The organism is Piscinibacter sp. PDB1-1, assembly GCF_056675995.1.
Map to the genome: position 1 here is coordinate 534009 of NZ_JBWVZJ010000003.1, position 21775 is coordinate 555783.

The following is a 21775-nucleotide window of genomic DNA, read 5'->3' on the forward strand; positions in this document are numbered from 1 at the left end:
ATCAGAACGTGCCCGGGTAGGCGCCGCCGTCCATCAGGATGTTCTGGCCGGTGATGTAGCCCGCGTGCACGCTGCACAGAAAGGCGCACATGGCGCCGAACTCCTCCGGCGTGCCGAAACGCTGGGCGGGGTTCTGCTTGCGCCGTACCTCGGCGATGGCTTCGATGGTCTGCCCGCTCGACTTGGCCGCGCCTTCCATCGTCACGCGCAGGCGGTCGGTATCGAAGGGCCCCGGCAACAGGCCGTTGATGGTCACGTTCTTCAGCACCGTCTTGCGTGCGAGGCCCGCGGTGAACCCGGTGAGCCCCGAGCGCGCGCCATTCGACAAACCGAGGATGTCGATCGGCGCCTTCACCGCCGCCGACGTGATGTTGACGATGCGCCCGAAGCCGCGCGACATCATCGGGTCGACCACGGCCTTCATCAGCTCGATGGGGGTGAGCATGTTGGCGTCGAGCGCCTTGATCCAGGCGTCGCGGTCCCAATCGCGGAAGTCTCCCGGCGGTGGGCCGCCCGCGTTGTTGACGAGGATGTCCACCTGCGGGCACGCCGCCAGCGCGGCAGCTCGGCCCTCAGGCGTAGTGATGTCGCCCGCCACCGCGCGCACCTCGCCGCCCGCGTTCAGATCACGCAGCTCTGCGACCGTGGCCTCCAGCGCCTTCGCGCCGCGCGCAGTGATCACGAGGTTGACGCCCTCTCGGGCCAGCGCCTGCGCGCAGCCCTTGCCCAAGCCTTTGCTGGCGGCGCACACCAGCGCCCACTTGCCCTTGATGCCGAGATCCATGTGTCGTCTCCTCAGTTGACTGTCGAATGTGAAAGCGTGCGTTGCGACCGGATCATCGCCACTTGGCGAGCAGCCAGATACCCGCAAGCACCAGCACCGTGCCCATGGCGACCCACACCGTGAACGGCTCGCCCAGGATCACAATGCCCATCAGGATGGTGGACAAAGGACCGAACATGCCCACCTGCGTGGTCATAGGCGCGCCGATGCGCTCGATGGCCATCATCACCAGCAGCACCGGGCAGAAGGTGCAGGCCGTCGCGTTGAGGATCGACAGCCAGATCACCTCGGGCGCCACCGCCATGGCCGACACCGGCCGCAGGATGAAGAACTGCCCGATGCACAGCACGCAGGCCACCGAGGTGGCAAGCCCCGTCAGGCGCAGCGCGCCGAGCCGCTTGACCTCTTCGCCGCTGTAGATGAGATAGAGCGCATAGCTCACCACGCTGGCAAACACCAGGGCCGCGCCCAGCGCCACGTCGCTGCCGAGCAGCGTGACCTCGTGGCCGAACACCAGGAACACGCCGCAATAGCTCACGGCGAGTGAAACGATCTGCCGCCGCGTGACCTTCTGCTTGAACAGCACCACACCCAGCGCCAGGACCAGCGTGGGGTTGAGGTAGAGGATGAGCCGCTCCAGCCCGGCAGTGATGTACTGCAAGCCGGCGAAGTCGAGAAAGCTGGCGAGGTAGTAGCCGCTGAAGCCGAGGCCAATCACCGCCAGCCAGTCACGCTGCGTCAGTGCCGGTTTGCCGCGCCCGGCCCACCACGACAGCAGCAGGAACATCGGCATCGCGAACAGCATGCGGTACATGATCAGCGTGACTGCATCCACGCCATACCGGTACGCGAGCTTCACGATGATGGCCTTGCCCGAGAAGGCTACGGCCCCGAGGATCGCGAAGGCCAGGCCGGGCCACATCGCACGGTGGGCCGCCGGCGCACCGGTTGCCAGTTGAGGAGAACGCATCGGCGCGATTCTAGGAAGGTGGCCCACGCCGCGCCGCGCGAATGAAAAAGCCCCCGCGGGCAAAACCCGGCGGGGGCTGAATCGGCAAAGGTCAGATTGCTCGATCAGCGATCAGTCGCTGTCAATCGCGATCCAGCTTGCCATCGGCATTGCGGTCCACGCCCGAGCGTGTGCCGTTGCCAGGAGGCACGCAGGTGAAGGTCACCGGCGAGCCTGCCGTGGCGGTCTGCGCGATCAGTGCCGATTGCGATACAGCCGCTTCGCTGGTCTTGTCAGGCACGAAGTTGCCGGCGCTGTTGCGCACCCAGCCCTTGGGCGTGCCGGAGACAACCGCCTTGGCGATCAGCTCGCATTCGGGCACCGGGCTCGTGACACCGGAGCGAGCCACCAGCAGGTTGAGGCGGGCCACCACATCGGACTGCGACGCATTGGCCTGAGTCACCGTCACCTGCTGGCCGACCACCGGGTTCACCTCGGCGGGCGCGGCCATCACGTACTGCTCGAGCTGCTGCTTCTGCGTGGCCGAGAGTGCGTTGAAAACGTCTTCGGAGAAGAAGTCGATCAGCGTGCCGAACTTGCCGGCGTTGTTGTAACCGTAGCCACGGATCTGATCGCCCACGGGACGGAACAGCGAGCGCGTCGAGTTCGTGCCGAACATGCCGACCTTCTGGTACATGTTGCGGATGTGGGGGATCTTGAAGTCCTGATCGAGCTGCGCGCCCTCGATCGACATGGTGGTGTCGGAGCCGAAGAGCCCGCGGGCCGGGTCGACCGTGTGGCAGCCGTTGCAGGTGGAGATCGTGTCCGAGGTCACCGTGTTGTAGACGTTGCGCCCCTGCGCCTGAACCGTGGTCAGCGAGTTGTCCAGGTTCGTGATCGGGTTGGGCGGGTACATGATCTCCAAGGCGAAGTCGGCGAATGCCTTCATTTCGGCAGCCGACAGTTGCGCCTCGCGCCCGAGCAGGCCGGTGAAGGCCACGTTGAAGTCCTCGAACGACTGATGCTCGATGGTTTCTCCGGTGCTGCGGCTCACGCCGGTGCGGTCACCACGCCAGTGCAGCGGCCCGTGCTTGGACATACCACGGAAACTTTGCGTCGTCATCGGCCCCTTCATCGGGTGGAAGCGGGCCTTGCGGCCGAAGCGCGGCACAGCGGAGTTGTAGGTGTTGGGGCTCGAGACCTGTTCTTCGCTCGGGTTGCCGAGGTCCCAGGCCAGATGGTCCACGTCACCGAAGATGTGGCAGCCCGAGCACGACGAGTCGCCGCGGCTGGAGGTGTAGTTGGCGTCGTACAGGAACTTGCGGCCGTTCTTCACGACAGCAGGCTCCGGGTTGTACATGGTGACGTGAGCCGTCTCGCTCAACGAGGTCGTGCTCACCACCGAGAGGCCGTTGTCGCCGCGCGTGGTCACGTAGGCCACGTTGCGGCTCGGGTCCAGCACCACACCGGTCGGCAGGCCGCCGGTCAGCGTGACGTGGCTGCCCGAAGACGGCGTGAAGCTGTTGCCTTCGAGCTGCGAGGTACTGAAGCGACCGAGCTTGTTCGAGCCCATGGCCGCGACGTACATCGTGCCGCCATCGGACGTGATCGCCATCTCGAGCGGCGTGGCCAGGCTGGCTGCCTTCTCCGCGGCCGTACCCACGGCCTGGTCGTAGCTGGTGATGTGCTTGTTCAAGTGGCGCGGCGTGACGGTGCTGCCGTCGATCACCGTGATGCGGCTTTCGACGAAATGGCCGCGCACGGTGGTCGAGCGGGTGCCCGGGCCTTCGAAGCGCACGACGTTGCGCGCTTCCTGGTTGCTCACGTAGACCTTGCCCGACGCGGGATTGACCGCGACGTTGAAGAGCGTGGTGCCCACGCCCGAGACCCGGCCCGTCACCGTGGGCACGCTGCCCGAGGTGTCGATGGTGAAGACGTCGTAGTCGGGCAGGTTGATCTTCACGCGCGAGGTGAAGTCACCGGGTGCCACGCCGCGCGTCGGGTCGCCGTTGTCCATCCAGCGGCCGGCAGCGTTCTTCTGCACGATCAGCGGGTTGCGCGGCGCAGCGGTGCCGCCGGCGTCGGTCGTGGGCGATGGCAGCGTCAGGCCGCCGTTGCCCAGGTCTTCGTTCAAGACCGTGGTCTTGTTGCCCGAGTTGAACACCGCGGCGTAGACGCGCGTGCCCGCGGCGTTCTTCGCCAAGCCACGCAAGGTGTCGCCGAACATGTTCAGGCGCGTGACCGGCTGGCCGCCGAGGCGCGTGCCGAGGTTGGACGCGTCGTAGACCCACACGTCCGCACGGCCGATGCCGGGCGTGGTGAGTTGAGGGTCCAGGCCGGAATTCTGGCCACGGTGTGCCGCGGTGATGAACGCCCACTTGTTGCCGGTGCCGGCGAACACGATGTCGCGCGGCTCATCGCCCACGTGCAGGGTGTTGACGACCTTGGCAGGCGTGGACGACACGTCGACGATGCTCACGCTGTCGGACAGGTGGTTCACCACCCACAGCTGGTTGTCGTTGGCCAACGCCACCGACACCGGCTCCAGGCCGACAGCAATCGATTCAGTCAACACCGGCGTACCGGAGGTCGTGTTGTAGACCTCGACGCGGTTGTCCGGGGTGTTCACGACGAAGAGGCGCGAGCCGTTGCTCGTCAGCGCCATCGGGCGGACATGGCCCGTTTCGAAGGTCGCGAACTTGCCGATGGCCGGCTTGGGCGCACCACCACCGCCGCCGCCACCGCCACCCACCGTGCCTTCAACGGCCACGTTGTTGACGGTGTAGGACTCCGTGGCGCTGTTGGCGCTGACGCGAAAGCGCACGCGCAGACCGCTCACGCCGGCCGCCGCAGCGGGCAACGTGAAGCTCGCGCGCGAGCTGGTCGTGGAGTTGGTCGATTCGAGTGCCGTGTAGGTCGTGCCGTTGGTCGAGTACTCGGCGATGCCGCTCTCGCCCGAGTCGAGGCCCGTGGTCAGCCGATCGAAGCTGACCTTGATGTCGGTGAATCCCACCGTGCTGATGGACGGCGACGTGATCGCTCCATCCGTCGACAGCAGCGCGGCCGTCATGCGGGCGCCAGCACTGCTGGTCGACACCGAGCCGGCGGTGGTGAAGCTGCCGAGCCCGGAGCCGAAGCTCTGTTGAAGAAGGACGTCCGCGTGGGCAGTGCCTGCCAGGGCGGTGAGCCCCAGACCCAAGGCGAACACGGGTAAGCGGAGCCGCCTGGATGCGGCTCCCCTGAGGGATAGCTTCATGTTGTCTCCTCGTTGCGTGGCAACGTAGTTGTGGTTTACCGATCACTCCCATCCGTCTGCTGCGGGTGGTGAGGCGCCGGACCGGCCCACATCCCTCACTAAATGAGAAATATGCACAGATTCGCACGCTGATGCGATTCTGAACGAGTGTGCATCTTTTGTTGATGAATGGCCCCTGAACGGAATGGGCACCCGGAACCATGAAAAAAGCCCCCGCAGCGCGACCTGCGGGGGCTGTTCAGGGAGCGGTTGACTCGGGTGTCAGTCGCGATCGAGCTTGCCGTCGGCGTTGCGGTCCACCCCGGCACGCGTGCCGTTGCCGGGAGGCACGCAGGTGAATGTGACCGGCGCTCCGGCCGTGGCCGTCTGGCCGATCAGCGTGGCCTGCGACACCGCGGCTTCCGAGCTCTTGTCCGGCACGAAGTTGCCGGCGTTGTTGAGCACCCAGCCCTTCGGCACGCCACCGACCACCGATTTCGCGACCAGCTCGCATTCAACCCGCGGGCTCGTGACCTTGGCGCGGGCCACCAGCAGGTTGAGGCGGCTCGTCACGTCTGACTGCGTGGCGTTCGCCTGGGTCACCGTGACCTGCTGACCGACCACCGGGTTCATCTCGGCGGGCGCGGCCATGAGGTACTGCTCGAGTTGCTGCCGCTGGGTGTTGTTGATCCCGGCGAAGACCCGCTCGCTCAGGAAGTGAACCAGCGTCCCGAACTTGCCTGCGTTGGCGAAACCGAAGCCCCGGATCTGGTCGCCCACGTTGGTGAACGCCGTCTGCTGTGAGTTCGTGCCGAACATGCCGACCTTCTGGTACATGTTGCGCAGGTGCGGGATCTTGAAGTCCTGGTCGAGCTGCTGGCCTTCGACCGACATGGTGCTGTCGGTCCCGAACTTGCCGTTCGGCGGGTCGATGCGGTGGCACCCGTTGCAGGTGGTGATCACGTCCGAGCGCACGGTGTTGTACACGTTCTGGCCCGTGGCTTGTATGGTGGTCAGCGAGTTGTCCAGGTTCGTGATCGGGTTCGGCGGGTAGATGATCTCGAGCGCGAAATCGGCAAATGCCTTCATCTCGGCGTCGGTCAGCTGCACGTCTCGGCCCAGCAGGCCGGTGAACGCCACGTTGAAGTCCTCGAAGGACTGGTGCTCGATCGCCTCTCCCGAGGTGCGGGCCACGCCGGTGCGGTCGCCGCGCCAGTGCAGCGGGCCATTGCCGCTCATGCCGCGGAAGCTCTGCGTGGTCATCGGCCCCTTCATCGGGTGGAAGAAGGCCTTGCGCCCGATGGCCGGCACATTGGTGTTGTAGGTGTTGGGGCTGTTGACCCGGCTCTCGCTCGGGTTGCCGAGGTCCCAGGCCAACTGGTCGAGGTCACCGAAGATGTGGCAGCCGGAGCACGACGAGTCGCCGCGGCTGGAGGTGTAGTTTGCGTCGTACAGGAACTTGCGGCCGTTCTGGACCACCGCCGGCTCCGGGTTGAACATCTTCACGTGTCCGGTCTCGCTGAAGCTGCTGGTGTTGACGACCGACACCCCGTTGTCCCCCCGCGTGGTCACGTAGGCAAGGCTGCGCGTCGGATCGAGCACCACGCCAGTCGGAAGGCCGCCGGTCAGCGTGACGTGGCTGCTGGCCGAGGGCGTGAAGCTGTCGCTTTCGAGCTGCGAGGTGCTGAAGCGCCCGAGCTTGTTCGAGCCCATGGCCGCCACGTACATCGTGCCGCCGTCAGCCGTGATGGCCATCTCAAGCGGCGTAGCCAGGCTGGCAGCCTTCTCGGCGGCCGTGCCCACGGCCTGGTTGTAGCTCGTGATGTGCTTGTTGAGGTGGCGCGGCGCGACCGTGCTGCCGTCGATCACCGTGATGCGGCTTTCAACGAAATGCCCACGCACCGTGGTCGAGCGCGTGCCCGGGCCTTCGAAGCGCACGACATTGCGGGCTTCCTGGTTGCTCACGTAGACCTTGCCCGACCCGGGGTTGACCGCGACGTTGAAGAGCGTGGTGCCCACGCCCGAGACGCGACCGGAGACCACGGGCAGCGTGCCTGTCGTGTCGATCGTGAAGACGTCGTAGTCGGGGAGGTTGATCTTGACGCGGCTGCTCAGGTTGCGCGGGGCGACGCCGCGCGTCGGGTCGCCGTTGTCCGTCCATTGGCCGGCAGCGTTCTTCTGCACGATCAGGCTGACGGCGGGGCCGGCGTTTCCGTTGGCGTCGGTCGTCGGTGAAGGCAGAGTCAGGCCGCCGTCGCCGATGTCCTCGTTGAGCACCGTGGTCTTGTTGCCGGAGTTGAACACCGCCGCGTAGACACGCGTGCCGGCGGCGTTCTTGGCGAGGCCGCGCAGCGTGTCGCCGAACATGTTCAACCGGGTGACGGGCGCACCGCCCAGCTTGGTGCCGACATTGGCCACGCTGTACACCCACACGTCCGCGCGGCCGACGCCTGCGGTGGTGAGTTGCGGGTCGAAGCCTGCGTTTTGGCCGCGGTGGGCCGCGGTGATGAAGGCCCACTTGTTGCCGGCGCCCGCGAACACGATGTCGCGCGGCTCGTCACCGACGAGCAGTGTGTTGATCACCTTGGCGGGGCTGGTCGACACGTCGACGATGCTCACGCTGTCGGAGAGGTGGTTGACCACCCAAAGCTGGTTGTCGTTGGCCAGGGCCACCGACACCGGCTCCAGACCGACCGGGATCGACTCGGACAAGACCGGCACGCCCGATTGCGTGTTGTAGACCTCGACACGGTTGTCGGGCGTGTTGACCACGTACAGCTTCAGGCCGTTGCTGGACAAGGCCATCGGGCGCACATGCCCGCTTTCGAAGGTTGCGAATTTGCCGATGGCCGGCTTGGGGGCACCACCGCCGCCGCCGCCACCACCGCCGCTCACCGTGCCTTCAACGGCCACGTTGTTGACGGTGTACGACTCGAGCGCGCTGTTGGCATTGACGCGGAAGCGAAGCACCAGGTTGCTGATGCCCGCCGCGCTCGCCGGTAGCGTGAAGCTCACGCGCGACGAACCGGTCTCCCTCGTGGATTCGAGGCCGGTGAAGGTCGAGCCATTGATCGAGTATTCGGCAATACCGGCCTCGCCGAGATCGAGCCCGGTCGTCAAGCGGTCATAGCTCACCTTGATATCGCTGAAGCCCACCGTGCTGATGGGCGCCGAGGTGATCGCGCCATCGGTGGACAAGAGTGCAGCCGTCATGCGGGCACCTGCAGAGCTCGTCGAGACGGACCCCGCCGAGCTGAAGGTGCCCAGGCCACTGGAGAACGCCTGCTGCAGCAGGACGTCGGCGTAGGCACTGCTGGCCAGGGTGCTCAGCCCGAGGCCGAGCGCGAGCAAAGGTATGCGGAGCCGCCTGGGGGCGGCCCGTTTCCGGAATAGCGTCATGTTGTCTCCTCGTTGCCGGGCAACGTTGTTGTGGTTACCGATCACTCCCACCCGTCTGAAGCAGGTGGTGAGACGTGGAACGGATTCACAACTCGCCCAAGCAGAGAGAGTTCATGACCTTATTCGCACGCAAGTGCCATTCTGGCCATGCGTGCATTTTTAGGGTGAACACCCGGTGAACCCAGGTTCAACCAACCCTGAACGGGGCTTCAGAGCGCCACGGCTTGCCCGTCGCGCCTGGGATCGCTGGCGGCCACGTAGCCATCGACGCCCGGGTCGCCCAGACGCCAGATGAACTGGCCGGCGCCGAAGTCCTGGTAGGAGTCCTGGATGACTTCCATCACGTGACCGCGATCGGCCAGCCCCTGCACAGTGGCGGGGTCCATGGCGCTTTCGACGTTGATCTCCAGCCCCTGATTGAAGCGCCAGCGCGGCGCGTCGCAAGCCGCTTGGGGCTGCTGCCGGTAGTCGAGCATGCGCACCAACGTCTGCATGTGGCCCTGCGGCTGCATGTTCGCGCCCATCACGCCGAAGCTCATGACGGGCTTGCCTTCCGCCGTAAGAAAGGCGGGAATGATGGTGTGGAACGGTCGCTTGCCCGGCGCCACCACGTTGGCGCTCTTCGGGTCGAGGTTGAACGCATGACCGCGGTTCTGCATCGAGAGCCCGTAGCCCGGCACCACCACGCCCGAGCCGAAGCCCATGTAGTTGCTCTGGATGAAGCTCACCATCATGCCGCTCTCATCGGCCGCGCTCAGGTAGATGGTGCCGCCCTTGACTGGGTTGCCCGCGCCAAAATCCTGTGCGCGCGTCATGTCGATCAGCTTCGCACGCGATGCGAGGTACGCGTCGTCGAGCATCTGCTCGGCCGTGACCTCCATGTTCGCAGGCTCGCTCACGTAGCGGTAGGTATCCGCAAAGGCGAGTTTCATCGCCTCGATCTGAAGGTGCTGCGAGTCCACGCCATCGACCTTCATCGAGCTCAGGTCGAAGTTCGACAAGATGCCCAGCGCCATCAGCGCCGAGATGCCCTGCCCGTTGGGCGGAATCTCGTGCAGCGAGTGGCTGCCGTAGGTCTTGCTGATCGGCGTGACCCACTCCGCCTTGTAGGCCGCAAAGTCTTCGGCGGTGATCGCCGCACCGTGCTCACGCGCATGCGCAGCGGCGGCTTCGGCGATCTCGCCGCCGTAGTAGGCAGCGCCCAGTGTGTTGGCGATGAGCTTGAGCGAACGCGCCGCCTGCTCGAAGCGGAACAATTCGCCCACGTTGGGCGCGCGCCCTCGCGGCATGAAGGCGTCGGCGTAGCCGGGCTGGTCGGCCAGCAAGGGGGCGGCGGCGGCCCACTTCTGCTGCACGATGACAGGCACCGAGTAGCCGCGCTCGGCGATCTCGATCGCGGGCTCCAGCAGATCCGGGAAGGGCAACTTGCCGAACCGCTCGCTCAGCGCGACCCACGACGCTACAGCGCCTGGCACGGTGACGCTATCCCAGCCGCGCACGGGCGGGCTCTTGGCGTCGGCGCCGTACTTGGACTTGAAGTACCCGGGAGTCCACGCCTGCGGCGCGCGGCCCGAGGCATTGAGACCATGCAGCTTTTCGCCATCCCACAAGATGCAGAAGGCGTCCGACCCGAGGCCGTTGCTGACGGGTTCGAGGATGGTCATGGCCGCTGCTGCGGCAACGGCCGCATCCACCGCATTACCGCCCTTGAGCAGCATGCGAATTCCCGCCTGGGCCGCGAGCGGGTGCGAGGTCGAGACGATGTTGCGCCCGAACACGGGCAGGCGTTGGCTCGTGTAGCCGGCGGTCCAGTCGAAACTGTGCTGCGTCATGGTTTCCTCATGGGGTGTGATTCGGTATCGGTGAAGCAAAGCAATTCGCGCTCCCAAACGAACAAGCCGCCCGGGGGCGGCTTGAGCGAGGGCCGGCGGCGCGTGACCCGCGCCGTGCTGCGTCAGTCTTCAACGAACGCTTCTTCGCGCTTCTTCTTGATCGACGGCAACATCACGACGACGACCATCAATGCCGCGGCAATCAAGAGGCCGGCCGAGATCGGCCGCACAACAAAGGTGCTCCAGTCGCCCCGGGCCAACAGCAGCGCACGCCGCAGGTTCTCTTCCATCATCGGGCCAAGGATGAAGCCCAGCAACAGCGGCGCACCTTCGCAACCCAGTTTGTAGAACAGGTATCCCACGACGGCGAAGACTGCCGTGAGGTACACGTCCCAGTTGTTGTTGTTGAGCGTGTACACGCCAATGCAGCAGAACAACGTGATGGCTGGGAAAAGGTAGCGATACGGCACCGTCAGCAGCTTGATCCAGATGCCGATCAGCGGCAGGTTCAAAACCACCAGCATCGCGTTGCCGATCCACATCGAGGCGATCAACCCCCAGAAGAGCTCGGGGTTGCTCGTCATGACCTGCGGGCCGGGCTGGATCCCCTTGATCGTCATGGCGCCCACCATCAGCGCCATCACGGCATTGGGCGGAATACCGAGCGTGAGCATCGGGATGAATGAGGTCTGCGCGCCCGCGTTGTTGGCCGACTCGGGACCCGCCACACCGCGAATGTCGCCGCGGCCGAAGCGCCCGGACGCACCCGCGATCTTCTTCTCCATCGTGTAGGAAGCAAACGACGAGAGCAGCGCACCGCCACCCGGCAGCACACCCAGCAAGGAGCCCAAGGCCGTACCGCGCAGCACGGCGGGAGCCGCATCCTTGAAGTCCTGCTTGGTCGGCCACAGGCCCTTGACGTCCTTGGTGAAGACCTCGCGCTGCTCGGCCGGCTGGCCCAGGTTGGCGATGATTTCACCGAAGCCGAAGATGCCCATTGCGATCACCACGAAGCCGATGCCGTCGGTGAGTTCCGGGATGTCGAAGCTGTAGCGAGCGGTGCCGGAGATCACGTCGGTGTTGATCTGCGCGAGCGTGAGGCCCAGGATGATCATGGCGATGGCCTTGATCAGCGAGCCCGATGCCAGCACCACGGCGCCGATCAGGCCGAGCACCATCAGCGAGAAGTACTCCTGCGGGCCGAACTTGAAAGCCAGCTCGGTGAGCGGCGGCGCGAAGGCCGCGATGATCACCGTGCCCACGCAACCGGCGAAGAAGGAGCCCAGGCCGGCTGCCGCGAGTGCCGGGCCTGCCCGCCCTTGGCGGGCCATCTGGTAACCGTCGATCGCTGTCACTACGGAGGCGGATTCACCTGGCACGTTGATCAGGATTGCCGTGGTCGAGCCACCGTACTGCGAGCCGTAATAGATGCCGGCCAGCATGATGAGCGCGGGCGTCGGGTCCAGGCTGTAGATCGAAGGCAGCAGCATCGCAATCGTCGCCACCGGCCCCAGGCCTGGAAGCACACCGACCAGCGTGCCGAGCAGGCACCCCCCCAACGCGTAGAGCAGGTTTTGCGCGGTGAAGGCAACGCCAAACCCCAACGCCAGATTGCTGAGCAATTCATTCATGGTCTCGGACCTCGTTCAGCGTTCTGTTTGTCAGGTGGACATGAAGCCCGGCATGGTCGGGATCGTCAGGCCAAGGCCCTTGACGAAGACCAACCACGAGAAGATCGTGAGGATGATGGCGTTCGCCACCACGCCCTTCCACGAGAACTCGTCGCCGGCAAAGCTGACCACGACCACCAGCAGCGGGATCGAGATGAACAGGCCCAACGGCGGCAGCGCGATGGCAAACAGAGTGATCGCAATCACGATCACGAGCAACGGCCGCCAAGCGATGGCGCCGATCTTGTCACCGCCCTCTGTCTCGATCGTGAGCGACTTGAACAGCACCACCGCACCGAGGATGGCGAGGATAACGCTCAGGATCAGGGGGAAGTAGCCGGGGCCTGGGCGGGCCGATGTGCCCATGCTGTAGTTGGTCGCACCGACTGCGAAGCCGATGCCCACCACCAAGAACATGATGCCGGACCAGAAGTCCTTTTCGCTCTTGATCTTCAAAGCCTGCTCCTGGCTGTCTCGGAGCAGGGGATTCTAGGTAGCCCGACCTATGGAACCGTGTGTGGTTTACACGTAGCGAAGCACAGGCCCGCTGCGCGGAATCGGTGTGCGAACTACGTCTCCCACGCAGGGGTCGCGCGAAGAACTTCTTCGATGGTGGTGAGGCCTTCTGCGACCTTCATGGCACCTGCCAGCCGCAACGGGCGCAGGCCTTCGCTCAGCGCCTGCTTGCGCAGCCTTGCGATGTCGGGCGTCGGGTGAATGCAAGCTGACGCGGCCTCGCTCACGCTGAGCAATTCGTACAGACCGGCGCGGCCCCGATATCCCGTCATGCGGCATTCGAGGCAACCCACCGGCTTGTAGGGCTTCACCTTGCCGTTGATGCGCCACGGCTTGATGACTTCGTCGATCTGCTCGGCGGTCGTCGTCTCGTCGGCCTGCTTGCAACTCGGACACAGGGTGCGCACCAGTCGCTGCGCCAGCACGCCGATCACAGTGGCACCGATCAGGTAAGGCGGCACGCCCAGATCCGACAGGCGCGTGATCGCGGCAGCCGAATCGTTGGTGTGCAAGGTGCTGAACACGAGGTGCCCGGTGAGCGCAGCCTGGATCGCCATCTCGGCGGTCTCCAGATCGCGGATTTCGCCGACCATGATGATGTCCGGGTCCTGCCGCATGAGAGCCCGCAGACCTTCAGCGAAACCGAGATCGATGCTCGACTGCACCTGCGTCTGGTTGAACGCGGGCTGGATCATTTCGATCGGGTCCTCGACCGTGCAGACGTTGACCTCATCGGTCGCCAACCGGCGCAGCGTGGAGTACAGCGTGGTCGTTTTGCCCGACCCGGTGGGCCCCGTCACGAGGATGATGCCGTGAGGCTTGGCGACAAGAGACTCCCAGCGCTGCGCGTCGTGCGATCCGAAGCCGAGCGCGTCGAGCTGCTTGACGGTGGTGTCGGGGTCGAAGATCCGCATCACCATCTTCTCGCCGAAGGCGGTCGGGATGGTGGCCAGCCGCATCTCCACCTCGTCGCCCTGCGGGTTGCGCGTCTTAATGCGGCCATCGAGCGGGCGGCGCTTCTCGACCACGTCCATGCGGCCGAGCAGCTTCACGCGGGCGATCATGGCGTTCATCACGCCGGCCGGGAGCTGGTAGACGGTGTGCATCACGCCGTCGATGCGAAAGCGGATCACCGAGAGGTCTCGGCGCGGCTCGAGGTGGATGTCACTCGCGCGCTGGTCGAAGGCGTACTGCCACAACCAGTCGACCACCTGCACGACACCCTGGTCGTTGGCGTCGAGTTGCTTGTTGGTCTTGCCGAGTTCGACGAGCTGCTCGAAGCTCGCCTGCGCCGATTGCTCGCCGGTCTTGATGGCCGCGCGCACCGAGCGCTGCAGCGTGTAGAACTCGGTGGTGAACTTGGCCACATCCAGCGGGTTGGCCACCACGATCTTGAGTGCCTTGCGCGTGTGAGCTTCGATCTCGGGCACCCAGCCCAGATCGAAGGGCTCGCTGGTCGCAACCGTCACGTCGTTCAGGCCGAACTGCAGCGGCAGAGCGCGCCGGCGCTCGGCATAGTTGATCGACATCACATCGGCCACACGGCCCACGTCGACCTTGAGCGGGTCGATGCGCACATACGGCAGGGCGCAGTGCCCCGCCAGCCATTCGGTCAGCGACTCCACATCGAGCGGCTTGCCGGTCTTGGCGTTGAGAAGTTGCGCATTGGCCAGGCGAACAAGCGGATGCTGCACGCTCGCGCCGGCGGCAAAGCGGGTCGAGGTCTGCTCGAAGTTGGCGACGCTGATGATGCCGTCTTCAAGCAACCATCGCAGCAGGCGCTTCCAATCCAATCGGCCGGGAGGGTGCGTGGTGGCAGCCTTTGCGGGCTTGGCTGGCTTGGGCGGCTTGGCTTCGGGATCGGCAGTGGTCATGACGTGGGCTTGGGCAGGGCGCGGATCATGCGCAGCCACTTGCGCGCAGGCAGATCGAAGCGAGTTTCAATGTTTTCTGCACGGGCAGCAAGCACGGCACGGTCGGGCAGCGTCAGGCTCTTCACTGCCACCACGACCGTGTTGCCCTCCTTCGTGGGCCGAAGCGACCAGACCGAATCGTCGCCAAACGCGCGGGCAATGCGCCGTGCGCTCTGCTCGAAGCTGGCATCGCGCCCGAAGAGGTTGACGGTCATCACGCCGCCCTCGGTGAGCACGCGGCGGCACGCGTCGTAGAACGTTTGGCTGTCGAGCACGGGGCTGGCCGCATCGTGGTCGTAGAGGTCGATATTGAGCACATCGGCCGTCTCGGTGCGATCAGGGTCGGCCACGTAATCAGCCGCGTCCATGTGGAGCACCTTCAGCTTCGAATCGTCGGAAGGCAGGTGGAACCACATGCGGCATGCGTCGATCACCGTCGGGTTGAGTTCCACGGCCGTGGTTTTCATGCGCAGGTTGCGGTGGCAGAACCGCGTGATGGCGGCAGAGCCCAATCCGAGCTGCACAGCGTGGCCTTTGGTCACGCGATCGGATTCGCGGATCAGCATCCACACCATCATGCGCTGCACGTATTCGAGTTCGATCGCGTGCGGCTTGCGCACACGCATGGCACCTTGCACCCAGGGCGTGCCGAGGTGCAGGTACCGCACCCCCTCGAACTCGGACAACGTGGCCGGCGCCATCTCCTTGCGCTTCTTCATGCGACCCCGTGTTCTGCGAACGCCGCCCGCCAGGCCGCGAGCTTGCGCTCGAAGCTCCAGGAGGCATTGGCGGGGCTGGTGGATGGCAGGCGAAGCACAGCCAGGCCAAGCGCGCGGGTCACTCGCATGGCGCGTGCCGATTCACCACCGTTGTGCGCCACCGCCTGCAACTGCGGGGCGTGTCGGCGCAGGCCAGCCAGGTCGTTGAACTCGGCGTCGTGGATCGCGCTGTCGAGGCTGCCATCGCGGCGGCAATGGGCGTAGACGTCCCAGATGCCGAGGCCATGCCGTAGCACCTGTACCAGGCGCTCGGCGTAACTCAGGCTGCGCAACTCGATGCCCCAAAGCTCCGAGAGAATTGGCCAGAACTGGTTGCGCGGGTGCGCGTAATACTCGCCCGCGCTCAAGGAGGCGACGCTCGGGAAGCTGCCCAGCACCACCAGCCGCGTGTGCGGAGCGATCACCGGGGGCAGGCCCTTGAGCAGCGGCGGCGTGGCGAGATGTGGGCGGGTCATCAGGCGGCAGAGTCTGCCAGAGCGCCCAGGCGCGGCAGGGCAACCCGGGCGTTGTGCGAACACTGCTCGGCGGTCTGGGCGAGGCTCCAGCCACGCAGTTCGGCCAGGGTGGCCGCGATGCGCGGCAATTCGGCCGGCTCGTTGCGCGACACCTCGCCCACAGCCCGCTGCGCCGCTGTGCGGTACAGCCAGTGCGGCGGGATGTCTGGTGCGTCGGTCTCCAGCACCAGAGCGTCGCCTGGCACCTCGGCCGCGATCCGGCGGATCTGCAGCGCCCGGTCGAAGGTCATCGCACCACCGAAGCCGAGCTTGAAGCCAAGGTCCACGAAGATCTTCGCCTGCTGGTCGCTGCCATTGAAGGCATGCGCGATGCCGCGCACAGGGGTGCGACGCAGATACTTCAGCAACGCGTCGGCCGAGCGCCGTACATGCACGATCACCGGCAGGCCGGCCGCGTGGGCGATCTTGATCTGCGCGGCGAAGAAGTGCTCGGCCTTGGGCTGGTCAAGCCCAGGCACGAAGTGATCCAGGCCGATCTCTCCGACCGCCACCAACCGTGGGTCATCGCGGTGCTCGGCCAGGGCTTCTCGCAAGGCCTGCAGGTCGGATTCGGCCGCGTCGTTCACGCACAGCGGGTGGATGCCCAGCGCATAGGTCAGTCCATGGCGGTGCGCCAGATCGCGTACGGCACCGAAGTTGCTCCGTGCCACGGCGGGCAGCACGATCTGCGTGACACCGGCGGCCCGGGCGCGGGCCACCACGGCATCGCGGTCGGCATCGAACTCGGGAGCATCGAGATGGCAATGGGTATCTGTCCAAAGCATGGCGGCATCATGCCCTGCCCGTGCACTCCGGCTGCTGCCGTGATACGGTGTGCATGCCGACAACCTGTGTTTTTTCAAGGGCTGCGGTTTCCCTCAAACGCCGCTTTACGTTGGAGGTGGCAGGCATGAGAAAGGCCCCGCTGTACAGCCGTTCGCCGCGACCGTCCGCAGCACCGCCCGCTGCTGCTGCCGACCACGCCGCCACGCCCGACGCCGCACCCGTTGCGAGCGCCCTGCCTACTCCCTCCCCGCAGGCTCCGACGGGCCGCCTGCGCCGCTGGTCGACCCGCTTCGGGGTGCTGTGCCTGGCCGTCCTGCTGGGCGTTCTGACGGCCCGCAGCTTCGCCCCTGTCGCCCCCGGTCAAACCGAGCGCCAGTTCGATGCAGCCGTGCGGCGCTCGCTGGACAAGGAGCCCCTGCCCTCCGCCTACGCCAAGGCCTACGCCGCGATCGCGCCGTCGGTGGTGCTGGTCGAAGGCGAAGACGACATCGACGCCCCTCTGGACGCCCCCCCGCCGAAGGACAAGAAAAAGCCTGCCGCGAATGACGAGCCCACGCCTGACGCCAAGCCCCACGGCAAGCACGCCACCGGCACGGGCGTGGTGATCGTGGACAACGGAACCATCCTCACCAACCTGCACGTCGTCTCGGGGTCGCGGCGCCTCAAGGTCACCTTTGCCGACGGCAGCGAATCCGAAGCGCAGATCGTGGGCGTTCAGGCCGACAACGACCTGGCCGTGCTCCGCGCCCGCACCATCCCCGACGACCTGCAGGCCGCCACCATGCGCTCCACCGGCGACCTGATGCCCGGCGACGAGGTGATCGCGGTGGGCTTCCCGTTCGGTATCGGCCCGTCTGTCTCGGGCGGTGTGGTCTCGGGCCTGAAGCGCGAGTTCCGCTCGCCGCAGGGCGGGCGCAAGCTGACCAACCTGATCCAGTTCGACGCCGCCGCCAATCCCGGGAACTCGGGCGGGCCGCTCGTCACGACGGACGGCAGCGTGGTGGGCATCGTCACCGCCATCCTGAACCCGTCCGAGCAACGCACCTTCATCGGCATCGGTTTTGCCGTCCCCATCGAGAACGCCGCAGCCGCTGCCGGCATGCCACCCTTCTGAGGCCCACCTGATGAGCACCACCGACAACAGCCCCACCGCCACGCTGATGGAGCAGATCCTCTACGAGGTCAAGCGCGTCGTGGTCGGCCAGGACCGCTTTCTGGAGCGCGTGATGGTCGCGATGCTGGCCCAGGGGCACTTGCTCGTCGAGGGTGTGCCCGGCCTGGCCAAGACCATCACCATCAAGACCCTGGCCACCACGCTGCGCGGCAGCTTCAAGCGCATCCAGTTCACACCCGACCTGGTGCCTGCCGACCTGATCGGCACGCGCATCTACAACCAGAAGACGGGCGACTTCGCCACCTCGCTCGGACCGGTATTCGCCAACCTGCTGCTGGCCGACGAAATCAACCGTGCGCCCGCCAAGGTACAGAGCGCGCTGCTCGAGGTGATGCAGGAGCGGCAGGTCACCATCGCCGGCGAGACCCACAAGGTGCCCTCGCCCTTCCTGGTGATGGCCACGCAGAACCCGATCGAAACCGAGGGCACCTACCCGCTGCCCGAGGCGCAGGTCGATCGCTTCATGATGAAGGTGCTGGTCGACTACCCGAGCGAGGAAGAAGAGTTCGTCATCGTCGGCCGGGTGACGGGCGACCCCGTCACCGTGGCGCCCATGGCCAGCACCTCGCAGCTTGCCGAACTCCAGCACGAGTGCAGGCAGGTGTACGTGGACCCCTCGCTGGTGCAGTACGCCGTCAAGCTGGTCGGCGCCACGCGCACGCCCGCCAAGCACGGGCTGAGCGATCTGTCGAAGTACATCACCTTCGGCGCCAGCCCCCGGGCCACCATCGGCCTGATCGAGGGCTCCAAGGCACTGGCGATGTTGCGCGGCCGCAGCTACGCGTTGCCCGAAGACGTGCTCGATCTCGTCGCCGACGTGCTGCGCCACCGCCTGGTGCTGAGCTACGAGGCGCTGGCCGAAGGCCTGAGCGCCGACAAGATCATCCAGCGCATCGTGCTCAAGGTGCCCAAACCCGACAAACCCATGGCCCACCATGCCGGCGAACGAAGCAACAACACCTGACGCGCTGCTGCGCCGCCTCGAATGGACGGTGATCCGCCGTCTCGACGGGCTGCTGCAGGGTGACTACCGAACGCTCTTTCGCGGCGCGGGGCTCGACCTGGCCGATCTGCGCGAGTACCAGCACCACGACGACGTGCGCCACATCGACTGGAACGTCACCGCGCGCCTCCAGCAACCCTACGTGCGCCAGTTCACCGAAGACCGCGAGCTGACCGCGTGGTTCTTGCTCGATCTCTCGGGCAGCGTTGATTTCGGCACCGCGCGCAGCAAGCGGGCGGTCTCGTCCGAGTTCGTCGCCGTGCTGTCGCGGCTGCTCACGCGCCATGGCAACCGGGTGGGCGCCATGCTCTACGGCAACCAGCTCGATGAAGTGCTGCCGGCGCGCCTGGGCCGCACCCATGTGTTGCATTTGCTGCAGCGCATGCAAAAGCACCACAGCCCGCCCGCCAAGAACCAGACGCAGCTGAACGACCTGCTCCAGCGTGCCGCCCCGCTGATCCCGCGCCGCTCCACGGTCTTCGTCGTGTCGGACTTCATCAGCGCACCGGGCTGGAGCGACAGCCTCGCCCGCCTGGCGCAGCGCCACGAGGTGTTGGCCGTTCGCCTGTACGACCCGATCGAGATGTCGTTGCCCGACCTGGGCATGGTCAACATGCACGACGCCGAGACCGGCGAACAGGTGCTCGTCGACACCCACGACTCCGGCTTTCGCGCACGCTTTGCCGACGCGGCCGAGGAGCACGAGACGCAGCTGCGCGGCGCGCTCGCCCGCGCCGGTGTCGACACCCTGGAACTCGCCACCGACGAAGACCTGCTGAACACCTTGCTGCGCTTTGTCGAGCTACGCCGCCAGCGCGGCCAACTCGCGGCAGGCGGTGGCCTGCCCGCCCACATGAAACCCATGCCCAAGGAGCACGCGAATGAGCTTCGCATGGCCTGAGTTGCTCTGGCTGTTGCTGGCACTGCCTCTGCTGGTGCTGCTGTACTGGTGGCTCTTGTATCGCCGCAAGAAGGCCTCGCTGCGATTTGCCAGCCTGGCCATCGTCAAGCAAGCCATGGGCAAAGGCCCCGGCTGGCGCCGGCATGTGCCGCCGGCGCTCATGTTGCTGGCCCTGGCCACGCTGATGCTCGCCACCGCGCGGCCGCGGGCGGTCATCACCCTGCCGCTGCAGCAGGAAACGATCATCCTCGCAATGGATGTCTCGGGCAGCATGCGGGCGACCGACGTGCAACCCAACCGCATGGTGGCGGCGCAAGAAGCGGCCAAGGCGTTCCTGAATGACCTGCCACGCAGCGTGCGCGTCGGCGTGGTCTCATTCGCCGGCACGGCCGCCGTGGTACAGCCGCCCACCCAGAACCGCGAAGACACGGTCGCCGCGATCGACCGCTTTCAGCTCCAGCGCGGCACGGCCATTGGCAGCGGCATCGTGCTGTCGCTGGCAACGATCTTCCCCGACGCCGGCATCGACCTCTCGCAGATCACAGGCCAGCGCGCGATGCCGCCCGGGCCTGGCGACTTGCCGCCGAAAGAGTTCACACCGGTCGCACCGGGCTCCTTCAACTCGGCCGCGATCGTGCTGCTCACCGACGGGCAGCGTACCACCGGACCTGACCCGATGGAGGCGGCCAAGATGGCGGCCGACCGCGGGGTGAAGGTCTACTCGGTGGGCATCGGCACCAAAGAGGGCGAGACCATCGGCTTCGAAGGCTGGTCGATGCGCGTGCGGCTCGATGAAGACACCTTGAAGAGCGTGGCCAACATGACCCGCGCCGAGTACTTCTATGCCGGCACGGCCGCTGACCTCAAGAAGGTGTACCAGTCGCTCAGCTCGCGCCTCGTGGTCGAGAAGAAGGAGACCGAGATCACCTCGATCTTCGCCGCGGCAGCCGCCGTGCTGGTGCTGCTGGCCGCCGGCTTGTCGGTGTGGTGGTTCGGGCGGGTGGCCTGATCTTCGAGCGGCCGCAGGCACTGGCAACCGACACGTCATCGAGGGGTCACGTTCAGGTCACACGCCCCACGTGAAATGGCGGCGTCTGCCACTCAACACCCGCCTTCCATGCCCGCTTTCGCCCCTGCTTTCTCTCTGCTGCGCGCGACCTGCCTCGCGCTTGTTGCCGCCACCTCGATGGCCTGTGCGCAGGCGCACGACGTTCGCCACCGCCCGCAGCCCGACACGCCGCCGCTCGTGATCGCGCACCGTGGCGCTTCGGGCTACCTGCCGGAGCACACGCTGGCCGCCTACTGGCTCGCCATCGAGCAGGGGGCCGACTACGTCGAGCCCGACCTCGTGCCCACCAAGGACGGCGTGCTCGTCGCCCGCCACGAGAACGCCATCGCCGTTCTCAATGCCGACGGCAGCGTGCGCGAAGCCACCACCGATGTCGCGGAGCGTCCCGAGTTCGCAGGCCGCAAGACCACCAAGGTGATTGACGGCAGCAGCATCACCGGCTGGTTCACCGAAGACTTCACCCTGGCCGAGCTGAAGACGCTGCGTGCCCGCGAACGCCTGCCGCAACTGCGCGTGGCCAACACGCGCTTCGACAACATGTTCGAGGTCCCCACGCTCGACGAAGTGCTCGACCTCGTCAAGCAGGCCAACGAACGCCGCCGCGAGCGCGCCCTCAAGAGCGGTGGCGTCAAGGCTGCACTCGCGCTGCGCCCGATCGGCATCTACCCCGAGACCAAGCACCCCAGCTACTTCGCCAGCATCCGCCTGCCGATGGAAGCGACGCTGGTGCGCACCTTGCATCGGCATGGTTACGTGCTGCCGAACGCGCCGGTGTTCATCCAGTCGTTCGAAACGGCCAACCTGCGTGCCATGAGCCGCATGACGCGCCTGCCGCTGGTGCAACTGCTCAACGGTTCGGGCAAGCCGTATGACTTCGTTCTGAGCGGTGACCCGCGCACCTATGCCGACCTGGCCAAGCCCGATGGCCTGCGTGAGATCGCCACCTACGCCAACGGCATCGGCGCCAATACCAACCTCATGATCCCGCTCGCCGGCGGCCGCCTGGGCCAGCCGACCACGCTGGTGCAGGACGCCCACACGGCCGGCCTGATCGTCCACGGCTGGACCTTCCGTGCCGAGAACAGTTTCTTGCCCAACGAGTTCGACAGTGCCGGCACGCCCGCCGACCTGGGCAATCTGGCCGGCCAGATCGACGCCTTCCTGGCACTCGGCATGGACGGCTTCTTCACCGACCAGCCCTTCCTGGGCCGGCTGGCGCGCGACGCGTTCGTCGCGAAGAAGTGATGTGAAAGAAGGGGCTGGCCTCGCGG

At 66.2% G+C, this 21775-nt stretch carries 16 protein-coding genes; 5 read left to right on the forward strand and 11 right to left on the reverse strand.

Annotation, left to right across the window (positions count from 1 at the left end; genetic code table 11):
- Position 1: 1 nt before the first annotated feature.
- The 11 genes from AC1KAR_RS18370 to AC1KAR_RS18420 form a co-directional block, all read right to left on the reverse strand.
- Positions 2 to 784: an SDR family oxidoreductase gene (locus AC1KAR_RS18370; RefSeq protein ID WP_480320325.1), complete on the reverse strand. Its 783-nt coding sequence runs from the start codon at positions 782 to 784 to the stop codon at positions 2 to 4.
- 52 nt (positions 785 to 836) lie between these two features.
- A complete protein-coding gene (locus AC1KAR_RS18375; protein ID WP_480320327.1) occupies positions 837 to 1754 on the reverse strand; it encodes a DMT family transporter in 918 nt (305 codons plus the stop codon).
- 121 nt (positions 1755 to 1875) lie between these two features.
- On the reverse strand, positions 1876 to 4989 hold the full coding sequence (locus AC1KAR_RS18380) for a YncE family protein (RefSeq protein ID WP_480320329.1): 3114 nt from the start codon (positions 4987 to 4989) through the stop codon (positions 1876 to 1878).
- Positions 4990 to 5250: 261 nt separating this feature from the next.
- Complete coding sequence (locus tag AC1KAR_RS18385; protein ID WP_480320331.1) at positions 5251 to 8367, reverse strand: YncE family protein; 3117 nt, start codon at positions 8365 to 8367, stop codon at positions 5251 to 5253.
- Positions 8368 to 8576: 209 nt separating this feature from the next.
- Positions 8577 to 10199 carry a gamma-glutamyltransferase family protein gene (locus AC1KAR_RS18390; protein ID WP_480320333.1) on the reverse strand — a complete coding sequence of 541 codons (1623 nt, stop codon included), beginning with the start codon at positions 10197 to 10199 and terminating at the stop codon, positions 8577 to 8579.
- A 122-nt stretch (positions 10200 to 10321) separates the two neighbouring features.
- Entirely contained in the window at positions 10322 to 11830 is a 1509-nt protein-coding gene (locus tag AC1KAR_RS18395) for a tripartite tricarboxylate transporter permease (RefSeq protein WP_480320335.1), read from the reverse strand.
- 30 nt (positions 11831 to 11860) lie between these two features.
- Entirely contained in the window at positions 11861 to 12325 is a 465-nt protein-coding gene (locus tag AC1KAR_RS18400) for a tripartite tricarboxylate transporter TctB family protein (RefSeq protein ID WP_480320337.1), read from the reverse strand.
- Between the two features lie 113 nt (positions 12326 to 12438).
- Positions 12439 to 14259, reverse strand: coding sequence for a type IV pilus assembly ATPase TfpB (gene tfpB, locus AC1KAR_RS18405; protein WP_480320339.1), 1821 nt, complete (start codon positions 14257 to 14259; stop codon positions 12439 to 12441).
- Entirely contained in the window at positions 14256 to 15017 is a 762-nt protein-coding gene (locus AC1KAR_RS18410; protein WP_480320341.1) for a spermine/spermidine synthase domain-containing protein, read from the reverse strand. The genes tfpB and AC1KAR_RS18410 overlap by 4 nt, the downstream gene beginning before the upstream one ends.
- On the reverse strand, positions 15014 to 15532 hold the full coding sequence (locus tag AC1KAR_RS18415) for a DNA-deoxyinosine glycosylase (RefSeq protein ID WP_480320344.1): 519 nt from the start codon (positions 15530 to 15532) through the stop codon (positions 15014 to 15016). Before AC1KAR_RS18415 ends, AC1KAR_RS18410 begins: the two co-directional genes overlap by 4 nt.
- A complete protein-coding gene (locus AC1KAR_RS18420; protein ID WP_480320346.1) occupies positions 15532 to 16356 on the reverse strand; it encodes a TatD family hydrolase in 825 nt (274 codons plus the stop codon). Before AC1KAR_RS18420 ends, AC1KAR_RS18415 begins: the two co-directional genes overlap by 1 nt.
- A gap of 125 nt (positions 16357 to 16481) precedes the next feature.
- Between AC1KAR_RS18420 and AC1KAR_RS18425 the strand changes: the two genes are divergently transcribed.
- From AC1KAR_RS18425 to AC1KAR_RS18445, 5 genes are all read left to right on the forward strand, one after another.
- The gene (locus tag AC1KAR_RS18425) at positions 16482 to 17471 is read left to right on the forward strand and encodes a S1C family serine protease (RefSeq protein ID WP_480320348.1); all 990 of its coding nucleotides are present in this window, start codon (positions 16482 to 16484) and stop codon (positions 17469 to 17471) included.
- 10 nt (positions 17472 to 17481) lie between these two features.
- On the forward strand, positions 17482 to 18495 hold the full coding sequence (locus AC1KAR_RS18430) for an AAA family ATPase (protein WP_480320350.1): 1014 nt from the start codon (positions 17482 to 17484) through the stop codon (positions 18493 to 18495).
- Positions 18467 to 19435 (forward strand): DUF58 domain-containing protein, encoded by a 969-nt coding sequence (locus tag AC1KAR_RS18435; RefSeq protein ID WP_480320352.1) that lies wholly within the window; start codon positions 18467 to 18469, stop codon positions 19433 to 19435. The genes AC1KAR_RS18430 and AC1KAR_RS18435 overlap by 29 nt, the downstream gene beginning before the upstream one ends.
- Positions 19416 to 20444 carry a VWA domain-containing protein gene (locus tag AC1KAR_RS18440; protein ID WP_480320354.1) on the forward strand — a complete coding sequence of 343 codons (1029 nt, stop codon included), beginning with the start codon at positions 19416 to 19418 and terminating at the stop codon, positions 20442 to 20444. The genes AC1KAR_RS18435 and AC1KAR_RS18440 overlap by 20 nt, the downstream gene beginning before the upstream one ends.
- Before the next feature lie 108 nt (positions 20445 to 20552).
- Complete coding sequence (locus AC1KAR_RS18445) at positions 20553 to 21749, forward strand: glycerophosphodiester phosphodiesterase (protein ID WP_480320356.1); 1197 nt, start codon at positions 20553 to 20555, stop codon at positions 21747 to 21749.
- The last annotated feature ends 26 nt before the right edge of the window (positions 21750 to 21775 follow it).

Excerpts from the sequence above, each read along its gene's own strand:
- AC1KAR_RS18370 (WP_480320325.1), bottom strand. The coding sequence starts at position 784 with ATGGATCTCGGCATCAAGGGCAAGTGGGCGCTGGTGTGCGCCGCCAGC.
- AC1KAR_RS18375 (WP_480320327.1), bottom strand. The coding sequence starts at position 1,754 with ATGCGTTCTCCTCAACTGGCAACCGGTGCGCCGGCGGCCCACCGTGCG.
- AC1KAR_RS18380 (WP_480320329.1), bottom strand. The coding sequence starts at position 4,989 with ATGAAGCTATCCCTCAGGGGAGCCGCATCCAGGCGGCTCCGCTTACCC.
- AC1KAR_RS18385 (WP_480320331.1), bottom strand. The coding sequence starts at position 8,367 with ATGACGCTATTCCGGAAACGGGCCGCCCCCAGGCGGCTCCGCATACCT.
- AC1KAR_RS18390 (WP_480320333.1), bottom strand. The coding sequence starts at position 10,199 with ATGACGCAGCACAGTTTCGACTGGACCGCCGGCTACACGAGCCAACGC.
- AC1KAR_RS18395 (WP_480320335.1), bottom strand. The coding sequence starts at position 11,830 with ATGAATGAATTGCTCAGCAATCTGGCGTTGGGGTTTGGCGTTGCCTTC.
- tfpB (WP_480320339.1), bottom strand. The coding sequence starts at position 14,259 with ATGACCACTGCCGATCCCGAAGCCAAGCCGCCCAAGCCAGCCAAGCCC.
- AC1KAR_RS18410 (WP_480320341.1), bottom strand. The coding sequence starts at position 15,017 with ATGAAGAAGCGCAAGGAGATGGCGCCGGCCACGTTGTCCGAGTTCGAG.
- AC1KAR_RS18415 (WP_480320344.1), bottom strand. The coding sequence starts at position 15,532 with ATGACCCGCCCACATCTCGCCACGCCGCCGCTGCTCAAGGGCCTGCCC.
- AC1KAR_RS18420 (WP_480320346.1), bottom strand. The coding sequence starts at position 16,356 with ATGCTTTGGACAGATACCCATTGCCATCTCGATGCTCCCGAGTTCGAT.
- AC1KAR_RS18425 (WP_480320348.1), top strand. The coding sequence starts at position 16,482 with ATGAGAAAGGCCCCGCTGTACAGCCGTTCGCCGCGACCGTCCGCAGCA.
- AC1KAR_RS18430 (WP_480320350.1), top strand. The coding sequence starts at position 17,482 with ATGAGCACCACCGACAACAGCCCCACCGCCACGCTGATGGAGCAGATC.
- AC1KAR_RS18435 (WP_480320352.1), top strand. The coding sequence starts at position 18,467 with ATGCCGGCGAACGAAGCAACAACACCTGACGCGCTGCTGCGCCGCCTC.
- AC1KAR_RS18440 (WP_480320354.1), top strand. The coding sequence starts at position 19,416 with ATGAGCTTCGCATGGCCTGAGTTGCTCTGGCTGTTGCTGGCACTGCCT.
- AC1KAR_RS18445 (WP_480320356.1), top strand. The coding sequence starts at position 20,553 with ATGCCCGCTTTCGCCCCTGCTTTCTCTCTGCTGCGCGCGACCTGCCTC.